Annotated in this window: 1 pseudogene; it reads left to right on the top strand. The window is 36.0% G+C overall.

Features of this window, described 5'->3' with window-relative positions:
• Positions 1-105: 105 nt before the first annotated feature.
• Positions 106-203 (top strand): annotated as a pseudogene (locus tag FC85_RS15990) (IS5/IS1182 family transposase); the annotation flags it as partial.

Raw genomic sequence — 203 nt, forward strand, 5'->3', positions numbered from 1 at the left:
AGAAGCTGTCCAAGATCTATGATTTTTGATATACTTCTATGTAAAAAGCGAGTTTAAGCTATGAAAAATTATCCCAGCAATATTACTCGGCAATAATTTGAATTAATTCGACCAGCTTTAGAAAATTTTCGTAAGCGAACTAAGCCTCGAAAATATGACCTCTACGAGGTCTTCTGTGCGGTCCTATATGTCTTGAAAACCGG

The sequence above is a fragment of the Lentilactobacillus diolivorans DSM 14421 genome, from assembly GCF_001434255.1.
GTDB lineage: Bacteria > Bacillota > Bacilli > Lactobacillales > Lactobacillaceae > Lentilactobacillus > Lentilactobacillus diolivorans.